Genomic DNA, 10,116 nt, shown 5'->3' with positions numbered 1-10,116 from the left:
TGTCGACCTTGGTCGACATGCTCTCGCGCCGTCGCGGATGCCGGCCAGCGGCCGGCACTACCAAAGCCGCCTGATTCGACATGCCATGACTCAGCCCCGGTAGGTGTCGACCTTGGTCGACATGCTCCTGCACCGTCGCGGATGCCGGCCAGCGGCCGGCACTACCAAAGCCGCCTGATTCGACATGCCATGGCTCAGCCCTGGTAGGTGTCGACCTTGGTCGACATGCTCTCGCGCCGTCGTGGATGCCGGCCAGCGGCCGGCACTACCAAAGCCGCCCGATTCGACATGCCATGGCTCAGCCCTGGCAGGTGTCGACCTTGGTCCACACGCTCCTGCATCGTCGCGGTAGCCGGCCAGCGGCCGGCACTACCAAAGCCGCCCGATTCGACATGTCATGACTCAGCCCCGGTAGGTGTCGACCTTGGTCGACATGCTCTCGCGCCGTCGCGGATGCCGGCCAGCGGCCGGCACTACCAAAGCCGCCTGATTCGACATGCCATGACTCAGCCCCGGTAGGTGTCGACCTTGGTCGACATGCTCTCGCGCCGTCGCGGATGCCGGCCAGCGGCCGGCACTACCGCCGCCGGGCATCGCGCACCCGGCGTACCTCATCAACCTCAATACACCGGCAGATCGATGTAGCTGGCCTGCGCCGCGCTGTGCCAGACCCGCTGCGTGGCCTTCTGGTAATCGCCCGGCTTGGCCAGGTAGATGTTCGGCACGTACGTCTGCGGATTGCGGTCATACAGGGGGAACAGGCTGGACTGCACCTGCACCATCACCCGATGGCCCTTCTGGAAGGTGTGGTTGGCGTTGGGCAGGTCGAAGCGGTACGGCAGCACCTGGTTGGCGGCCAGCGGCTTCGGATCGCTGAAGCTTTCGCGGTAACGGCCACGGAAGATCGCCAGCGACACCGGCAGCTCGTAGCCACCCATCTCCGGCGTCGACGCTTCCTGGTCCGGATACACGTCGATCAGCTTCACCACCCAGTCGCTGTCGGTGCCACTGGTCGAGGCCTGCAGGTGAACCACCGGTGCGCCGCCGATGCGCAGCGGCGCCGTCAGCGGTTCGGTGATGAAGGTCAACACGTCCGGGCGGCCATCGACGAAGCGCTGGTCCTTGACCAGCCAGGTGGTCCACATGTCGCGGTCGCCGAAGCGGACCGGGCGCGGCACGAACGGTACCGGCTTGGCCGGGTCGGACACGTATTCCTCGAAGTCCCCCTCGCCCGCCGCCGGTGCCTGGAACGCCAGCTTGCCGCCGGCGCGCAGGTACAGCGGCTTGCTGCTGGCGGCACAGCCCTTGTCGCAGCTGCGCGGCCAACCCTTCAGGCGGTCCCAGTGGTTTTCGCCGGTGTTGTAGATCAGCACCGGCGGCGTATCGGCCGTCGGCGCGCCATCCACCAGGTACTGGTCGAAGAACGGCTTGAGCACATCGCGACGGAACTGTAGCGCGGTATCGCCATCGAACTTCAGCGCACCCAGCTCGCTGCCGCCGTAGTTCACCTGGCTGTGCCGCCACGGGCCCATCACCAGATAGTTGCGGTTGTTGCCGCTGTCGCGCCCTTCCATCGCCTGGTAGGCGTGGTTGGCACCCCACATGTCTTCCTGGTCCCACAGGCCCTGCAGCCACATGGTCGGCACCTTCAACGGTGTCTTGGCCATCACCGCGTCCAACGCCTGGCCCTGCCAGAAGCCATCATAGGCCGGGTGCTCGACCAGCTTCTTCCACCAGGTCAGCTGGTCCACGCCGGTGAAACTCGCGTAGTCACCGGCCGAACCGAGGCGCAGGAAGGTGCTGTAGTCGTCATAGCCGAGGCTGGGCAGCGGCGTGCCCTTGCCGCGCTTCTCGGTCTGCATTGCGAAATAGTTGAAGTTGACCTGGCGGAACGCACCGTAGTTGAGCCAGTCGTCACCCATCCAGCCATCGACCATCGGGCTCTGCGGCGCGGCCACCTTCAGTGCCGGGTGCGGGTCGGTCAGCGCCATCACCACGGTGAAACCCTCGTACGACGAGCCGAGCATGCCGACCTTGCCGTTACTCTCCGGCACGTTCTTCACCAGCCAGTCGATGGTGTCCCAGGCGTCGGTGGAGTGATCCACCCTGGTGTTGTTCAACGGCCCGCGCAGCGGCCGGGTCATCACGTAATCGCCTTCGGAGCCGTACTTGCCACGGATGTCCTGGAACACGCGGATGTAGCCGCCGTCGACGAACACCTCGTCGCCCTGTGGCAGCAGGTCGCGCATGCGCGGCGAGTCACTGCGGTTGGCACGGCCAGCAGCGTCGTAGGGGGTGCGGGTCAGCAGGATCGGGGCATTGCGGGCACCCTTGGGCACCACGATCACCGTATACAGCTTGGTGCCATCACGCATCGGCACCATCACCACGCGCTTGTCGTAGTCACGACCGACATCGGGGGCAACGAAGGGCTTGCCGCTGATGTCCGGGGTCATCGGCGGGGTATCGGCGGCCAGCACGGCGCTGGACAGGCAAAGGGCAATGGCTACAGCGACGGCACGCACACGCATGGACAACCCCTCCCGGCAGGAAAGCTCCAAGCCTACTCCTGCCTCGAGCCATGAAGTGTGTGCGGGCTTTGCATTCTGCGGTGGATGCAGGCAGGACTGATGGCACATGTGCCTGCGTTGCCGCTGCGCTGGCCGGCAACTTCATGATCCTGCGGCGCGTTACGCGGTTGCCGGCCAGCAGCCGGCACTACCGGTCAGGCTACCGGCACTTCATGCAGGGCCAGCCAGCGCCAGCGCCCGGTTTCCTGCCGCAGCACCGCCAGTGACTCCCGCCATGCAGGCGTGCCGCCATCGAGCGAATGCCCTTCGCGATAGCGCAGCACCGCCAGCGGTGAAGGCGCTTCCACCGCGTGCACGGCGTCGATGGAAATCCGCAGCCCGGGGCGCGCCCCGTGACCGCCCGCGAACAACGCCTGCACGGCTTGCCGATCCAATCGGCGACCCGCGATGCCGACCATGCTGAAGTCCGCGCTGAAGTGCGCCATCAGATCCTCCAGCGCATCGGCGCCGACATCGGCACGGAACCAGGCCTGCAGCTTGTCGTGCAGGTGGTGGATTTCATGTTCTGCGGTGGTATCCATCAGATGTTCTCCGGTTGCGAAAGGGTGAGCAACTGCGGCCGGCGCAGCAGCGCCATCGGCAGCAGGGTCAGTACCGCGGCCAGACCCAGCGCCATGCCGGTGGCGTGGGCCGGCAACCATTGCATGGCCAATGCCAGCAGCAGCGCGATGGCCGCGGTGCCCAGGCAGAAGCTGAGCTGGCGGTTGAGGTTCCAGAGTGCGCTGGCATCGCCCAATGCTTCGCCCTCGACCCCATGGAAGGCCAGCGTCTGCGCGGTGCTGCTGCACAGGCTGCCGCCGGCGCCCATCAGCGCGAACAGCAGCCCGGCCAACGCGAAGGCCGGCTGCGGCAGCAGCGCCATCAACAGCAGGCCGCTGGCCTGCAGGAGCATGCCCGTACGCAGTACCGTGGCCGGGCCGAAGCGCGCCAGCAGGCGCTTGCTGGCCGTGATCGCAATGGCCGAGGCCAGCGCCCAGGGCAGCATCAACGCGCCGATGCGTGCCGCGCTGTAACCGGCCTGGTGCAGCTGCAGGGTACTGACCAGCTGGCTGCCGATGAACACACCGGGCACTGCCAGATAGACCAGCATCGCCAGGCGCAGGCCCCGATGGGACAGCAGCGACCAGCGCAGCAGGGGCTGCGCCTGCTGCCGTGCATGCCGCAGGTGGGCCGCCGCCAACAGCATTGCGATCAACAGCAGTACGGCACCGGCGGCCCGATGGCCGGGTTCACCCAGCCAGGTCAACGCCAGCAGCAGCGCGCCCAGCGCCAGCATCGCGGTGGACAGCGCATAGGCCTGCAGGCGCGGCGCACTGCGCGCGCCATCGGCCGGCATCCAGGCCAGCACCAGGCTGATCGCCACCACCGCCAACGGCAGGCTGGCCCAAAGCACGCCGCGCCAGGACAACCACTGCACCAGCAACCCGCCCAGCGCCGGCGCCAGTGCGGGCACCAGCAGCGCCACCAGCAGGATGCGGCGGGTCAGCGCGCCACGCTGGTCCGGCGTGCACTGTCGATACGCTGCCGCCTGTGCCACCGGAATCAGCAGGCCACCGGCCAGCCCCTGCAGCAGGCGCCAGCCCAGCAGCCAGCCGATACCCGGTGCGGCGCCGGCCAGCACAGCGGCAACCGCGAACAACAGCAACGCCACCAGCAGCAGGCGACGCTCACCACAGCGCGCGGCCAACCAGGGCGCCAGCGGAATCACCACGCTCAGGCCCAGCATGTAGGCGGTGCCCACCCAGGCCAGGGTACCGACATCAGCGTGCAGTTCCGCTGCCAGTGCCGGATAGGCCACCGTGGCGATGAACATGTTGACCAGATCCAGGGCGAACACCAGCAGGAAGATCGCCTCATGGCGCAGGCGGGGGGACGGCATCGGCGGCGCTCCAGCAAGGAAGCGTCCAGCATGCCGTCCGGGCTTTGTTGGAAAAACACGACAACACCTGCAACACTGTCAAATCTGTTTTGACAATGAATCGCCATGGTCAGCCTCGATCGCTTCGATATCTTCCGTGCCGTGGTCGAGGCCGGCAGCCTGACCGCAGCGGCCGATCGGCTCGGCCTGAGCCGTGCGGTGGTCAGCTTCAACCTGAAACGGCTGGAGCAGGAGCTGGGCGTGACCCTGCTGCTGCGCAGTACCCGCCACCTGGCCCTGACCGACGCTGGCGAACAGTTCCTGCAGCACTGCGTACAGGCGCTGGATGCCGCGCAGGCGGCAATCGATGCCGCGCGGCGCGACCAGCACCAGCTGCAGGGTGTGCTGCGCCTGACCACCACCCCGGAGTACGCGCAGCTTCGCCTGATTCCCGCACTGGAAGCCTTCCGTGCGCGGCATCCGGCCCTGCAGCTGCACCTGTCCACGTCTCCCGCGCCGGCAGACCTGATTCCCGAGCGCTTCGACCTGGCGATCCGTCTCGGCCGTCTGCCCGATTCGGACCTGCATGCCAGTGAACTGGAACGGCACCCGCTGTGCGCGGTGGCGGCTCCGTCCCTGCTGGCACGCCTGCCCTCTGCCGATGCGGCCAACGACCCCGTGCAACTGGGCACCCTGCCCCGCCTGGGTTACCCGCGCCTGGCCGACGTGCCGGTGGTCGCGCCCGACGGCAGCGATGCCTTGTTTGCCACCAACCCGGGCAATGCAGTGGTGCGCGTGGATGGTGCCAGCAGCCTGCGCGCCTTCGCCGTGGCCGGCGCCGGGGTCACTGTGCTGCCACGCTGGCTGATCGAGGACGACCTGGCCCAGGACCGCCTGCGCCCGGTGCTGCGCCAGCACCGCTTCCCGCAGCAGAGCGTGTACGCGGTCTACCCGCACAGCACGCAGCCCTCGCCGAAGGTGCGGCAGCTGATCGATTTCCTGCGCGGGTGGTTCGCCATATGAAAAGGGGACGGAGGGGATTAAGTCGTTTATGCATAAACGACTTAATCCCCTCCGTCCCCTTTTTTCAGGCACGGCCCTTGCGGGCCGTGCCTTCAAGCCTCAGCGCAGCACCTGCTCCACCAGCTGCACGTCCACCGTCTGCAGCGGTTCGGCGGCGTTGCGCGACAGCTGCACCTGGTAGGTGCCACCGTCGATCTTCCACTGGCGCGCCTGTGCATCGTAGTGGGCCAGCGTCTTCGGCTCGGCTTCGATGCGGATGCGGCGCTGTTCGCCCGGCTGCAGGGTCACCTTGTCATAGCCGATCAGGCGGATCGGCGTGGTGCTGCCGGCCGGCAGCTTCAGGTACAGCTGGGCCACGTCGGCACCGGCGCGCTTGCCGGTGTTGCGGATGTCGACGCTGGCGACCAGGCGCGAACCTTCCACGCTCACCTTCAGGTTGTCATAGGCGAACGAGGTGTAGGACAGGCCATGGCCAAAGGCGAAGGTCGGGGTCAGGCCCTTGGCCGCCATCCACTTGTAGCCGACGTTGGCACCTTCGATATCGAAATCGAACACATCACCGAACGGCTTGGCCGGCTTGAAGCCGAGGCCGTCGATGTGCGGGCGCGGCAGCTGCGATTCGTCCGTCACCCAGGTCACCGGCAGGCGACCGGACGGATTGACCTGGCCGGTCAGCAGTGCGGCAATGCCTTCGCCACCGCGGATGCCCGGGTACCAGGCCTGCAGCATCGCCGGCACCTGCGCCAGCCACGGTGTGCGCACCGGGCCGTTGGTTTCCAGCACCAGCACGGTCTTCGGGTTGGCCTTGGCCACTGCCGAGATCAGGGCATCCTGGTTGTCCGGCAGCTGCATGTCCGGCAGGTCCACCGATTCGGCAGCCCACTGCGTGGCAAACACGATGGCCACATCCGCCTGCGCGGCCGCCTTGGCCGCAGCAGCGGCGTTGGTGCCATCCACATACGTGATAGTCGTGTCCGGGCGCGCCGCACGCAGCGATTCCAGCGGCGAGGACGGATGGAAGATCACCGGGCCCGGCCAGGTGGTCGGCATCACGCCGGGCACCGCGTTGGTGCCCTTGGCGGTCACGCCCACCATCGATGAACCACCGCCACCGATCACGCCCTTGTCGGCATGGCCGCCGATGATGACGATGCGCTTCACGCTGTCGGCCAGCGGCAACAGGTTGCCCTCATTGCGCAGCAGCACGCTGCCCTCCTCCACCGTGCGCTGGGCAACGGCGAAGCCGGCCTCGGCATCCACCTTCTGGTGCTGCGGCGGGTTGTCGAAGTTGCCATGCAGGAACATCGTGCGCAGGATGCGCGCCACCATGTCGTTCAGGCGCGCCTGCGGCACCACGCCGCCATGCACGGCCAGGCGCAGCGGTTCATCGAAGAACACCGCCGCGTCGAACACCTCACCGGCCGACTGCTGGTCCAGGCCGGCCAGCGCAGCCTTCGAGCCACTGTGCACGCCACCCCAGTCGGACATCACGAAACCGGGGAACTTCCATTCCTGCTTCAGCACCTGGTTCATCAGGTAGCCGTTCTCGCAGCCGTAGGTGCCGTTGATCTTGTTGTACGAGCACATCGCCACGCCCGGGCGACCGGCATCCAGCGCGATCTCGAAGGCCAACAGGTCCGACTCGTGCATGGCCTGTTCGCCGATGCGCACGTCGTGGAAGTTGCGACGGGTCTCCATGTCGTTCAGCGCGAAGTGCTTCATCGAGGAGATCACGTGCTGGCTCTGCACGCCCTGGATCAGCGCGCCAACCATCGAGCCGGCCAGCAGCGGGTCTTCGCCGGCGTACTCGAAGTTGCGGCCGTTGCGCGGGTCACGCTGCAGGTTGACGCTGCCCGACAGCAGGATATTGAAGCGCTGCTGCCACGCCTCGCGGCCCATCGTGGCGCCACCGGCGAAGGCAACTTCGCGGTTCCAGCTCGATGCGGTGGACGGGCCCGATGGCATCGCCGTGGCGAAGTCGCCCGGGCGGATGCCCCCCGGATTGGTCACGCCGACACCGGCATCGGCCGACTGCTGCGACGGGATGCCCAGCCGCGGTACGCCCGGCACGAAGCCGGCCGAACCGACCGCACCTTCCGGCAGTGGGCCGCCGTCCTTGCCCAGCCCGAAGTAGCTGTGCAGCATCTGGAACTTCTCATCCTCGGTCATCGCCTTCAGCAGCAGCGCAGCGCGCGCATCGGCGTTGAGCGTGGTGTCCATCCACGGCGTGTCGCCGTGCTTGTCGGCGGCATAGGCCAGGGTCAGCAGGGTGGCACGCAGCGTGCTGCCTTCCACCTTGAACGGCGCGCTGCTGGCGGCCTGGAAGCCGTCGCTGAAATAGCTGGCATCGGCTTCCAGCGCCACACGCGCCGGATCGAAGCCTGCGGCCTTGGCCGATTCACCGGCCACCGCGCCGAGCAGCACCGCCGGTGCACCCAGCCGCGAACGGGTGACCAGCGCCGGCAGCTGCGCCGCACCTGCACCGGCATCGGTATAGACCGCCACAGTGTGGCGGCCATCGTCCAGGCGCAGGTAGTTCAGGCCCGGCTGGTCGGGGCCGGATTCAGCGGCGATCGGCAGCCGGGTCAGAACAGCCTGGCCGCGCTGGGTCTGGCCATCGTCCTTGCCGGCGGCAATGAAGCGGTACTCGTAGCCCAGGCCATCGGCCAGCACCTGCAGCGGATCGACCTGGCCGATGCCGCGCTGCACCTGGCGCACGCTCACCGCGTCCACCTTCAGGCTCTTCAGTTGCGCGGCCAGCGCCGGCATCGCCTCGGCGTGGGGCGCCTGTTCCAGGGTCAGCACAGTGAACGCGGCCGGGTCGGCCCAGGCCGGAGCGGCCAGTGCGGCAGACAGGGCCAGAGACAGTGCAAGCGGTTTTGTAAACGTTTTCATCGGCAGGCGTAATTCCGTTGCCAAGGCAATCGGTCCAGGGAAAGTGCCGCCGAAGGGTGCAGCGTTCATGCCGCGCAGGGGTTGCCAGGCAACGCCCCGCAGGCCGATGGACGGGCCGGTCTGCGCGCGGGACCCTCCTCCCGGCGTGACAACCTGCCTGCCCGGGCCGCGCAGGGCGACCCAATCCTGTGAAGATTGTGCGAGGGCGTTCACACCTGTCAACAGGACCTAAGTCACAGGGGCAACCCGGCCAATGGTTATCAGGCCATCACTGGCGGTCATCAGCGCGCCGCGCGAGGCTGCTGATAATGGAGATCCCTGGCCACGAATCGAGCCCATGACCGTACATCGCGACTTCGATCATCTCTGGCGCGACCGATGTGACACCTCCAGCCAGCGCGCACCGCGCGTGCTGATCCGGGTGTTCGTGGCCCCGGGCGAGCTGGAGCGCAGCGTGGCGTTCTACGAGCAGTTGCAGGGCGTGGTAGCCGATGCGGGGTTCCCGTTCCCGGAAGCCGGGCTGCGCCTGGCGATGGTCGGCGCCTTCCTGCTGATCGAAGGCAGCCAGGCGGCACTGGCCCCGTTCACTTCGACCACGGGGACACTGCTGGTCGATGATGTTCGGCCCTATCACGACAAACTGGTCGCCGCCGGCGCCGAGATCATCTTCCCGCTGCAGGTAGTCCCGACCGGGGCGGCGTTCAATGCGGTGCATCCCGATGGCACCGTGGTTGAATACGTGCATCACCGGCCGGATCCGCACGGGCGGTGAGGGGACGGCCGGGCTGCGCCCGGCACCCGCAGAGGCAACGGCCAAAGCAACAGCGGGGCTCCTGTGGGTAGGCGGGGTGGGTCCGTTGGCGGGGGACGCCGTGAATCCGTCCCTGGAGGCTCGGTCGCGCCATCCATGGCGCTCACGCCCCCGCCAACGGACCCACCCCGCCTTCAACAATTTCTCGCAACCTGCGGTAGATCCACGCCATGCGTGGATGCTCTTCGTTTCATTGTCGAAATATTTGATTTCGATGGAGATTCATCCACGCATGGCGTGGATCTACAATCCCTCAATGTCCTCCCCCACCCTGCCCTGGAATGGCACGTTGCTGCTGGATGCTCACGTGGCCGTGCTGCAGGGTCATGCCGGTGACAGCGCCGCGCACGCGCACTACGCCCATCAACTGCTGCTCAGCGACGGCGCAGCCTGGCAGGTCGAGGTCGATGGCGTGCAGCAGCAAGGCCAGCGACTGTGGCTGCCATCATTCCAGCCGCACGCGATCCTGTTAGCGCCAGAAGCAGGCTGCACGGTGTTCCTTGAGCCGACGCATGCCAATCCCGCACAGATCCAGCAATACCTGCACGCACTGCCGGGCAACGCGCTGGAACTGCACGGCTGGCTGCCACGGTTGAGCCGCCCACAGCCGCTGGACCGCCGCGTGCAGGCGGCGTTGGCCCGTATTGCCCAGCACCTGCCCGGCCCGGTGCCGGCTGCCGACATTGCCGAAGCCGCGCACCTCTCGGCCAGCCAGCTGCACCGGCGTTTCCAGTCTGATCTGGCGGTGACCCTGCGCGGCTGGGTGCTGTGGCAGCGGCTGCGCCGCGCACTCATGCATCATCTGCGCGGGCACACCCTGACCGACAGTGCGCATGCCGCTGGATTCGCCGATCTGGCCCATCTGTCGCGCAGCCTGCGCCGCATGTTCGGTATCGGTGCCGCGCAGCTGCAGGGCCTGCAGCTTCACGCGGCCTGAC

The 10,116-nt window shown here is 67.5% G+C and carries 7 protein-coding genes; 3 read left to right on the top strand and 4 right to left on the bottom strand.

What is annotated here, in order from left to right; all coding sequences use genetic code 11:
- Positions 1-620 precede the first annotated feature (620 nt).
- From VG566_RS08285 to VG566_RS08275, 3 genes are all read right to left on the bottom strand, one after another.
- A complete protein-coding gene (locus VG566_RS08285) occupies positions 621-2,531 on the bottom strand; it encodes a CocE/NonD family hydrolase (RefSeq protein WP_241884038.1) in 1,911 nt (636 codons plus the stop codon).
- 194 nt (positions 2,532-2,725) lie between these two features.
- The gene (locus VG566_RS08280) at positions 2,726-3,112 is read right to left on the bottom strand and encodes a DUF4440 domain-containing protein (protein WP_014647499.1); all 387 of its coding nucleotides are present in this window, start codon (positions 3,110-3,112) and stop codon (positions 2,726-2,728) included.
- Positions 3,112-4,470 carry an MFS transporter gene (locus VG566_RS08275; protein WP_142234901.1) on the bottom strand — a complete coding sequence of 453 codons (1,359 nt, stop codon included), beginning with the start codon at positions 4,468-4,470 and terminating at the stop codon, positions 3,112-3,114. Before VG566_RS08275 ends, VG566_RS08280 begins: the two co-directional genes overlap by 1 nt.
- Before the next feature lie 105 nt (positions 4,471-4,575).
- Between VG566_RS08275 and VG566_RS08270 the strand changes: the two genes are divergently transcribed.
- Entirely contained in the window at positions 4,576-5,472 is an 897-nt protein-coding gene (locus tag VG566_RS08270; RefSeq protein WP_423172690.1) for a LysR family transcriptional regulator, read from the top strand.
- Positions 5,473-5,571: 99 nt separating this feature from the next.
- Here the strand turns inward: VG566_RS08270 and VG566_RS08265 are convergent, their stop codons facing one another.
- Positions 5,572-8,367 (bottom strand): beta-glucosidase family protein, encoded by a 2,796-nt coding sequence (locus VG566_RS08265; RefSeq protein WP_241884039.1) that lies wholly within the window; start codon positions 8,365-8,367, stop codon positions 5,572-5,574.
- A gap of 337 nt (positions 8,368-8,704) precedes the next feature.
- Here VG566_RS08265 and VG566_RS08260 point away from each other — a divergent pair, with 337 nt between their 5' ends.
- Together VG566_RS08260 and VG566_RS08255 are read left to right on the top strand one after the other, a co-directional pair.
- The gene (locus tag VG566_RS08260) at positions 8,705-9,139 is read left to right on the top strand and encodes a VOC family protein (protein WP_014647503.1); all 435 of its coding nucleotides are present in this window, start codon (positions 8,705-8,707) and stop codon (positions 9,137-9,139) included.
- Positions 9,140-9,410: 271 nt separating this feature from the next.
- A complete protein-coding gene (locus tag VG566_RS08255; RefSeq protein ID WP_164110542.1) occupies positions 9,411-10,115 on the top strand; it encodes an AraC family transcriptional regulator in 705 nt (234 codons plus the stop codon).
- Position 10,116: the final 1 nt, after the last annotated feature.

Origin of the sequence: Stenotrophomonas sp. CASM114, assembly GCF_049384325.1 — a bacterium.
GTDB lineage: Bacteria > Pseudomonadota > Gammaproteobacteria > Xanthomonadales > Xanthomonadaceae > Stenotrophomonas > Stenotrophomonas muris.
The sequence above is the reverse complement of the archived record's forward strand: the minus strand, read 5'-3'. Positions and strand labels throughout refer to the sequence as shown.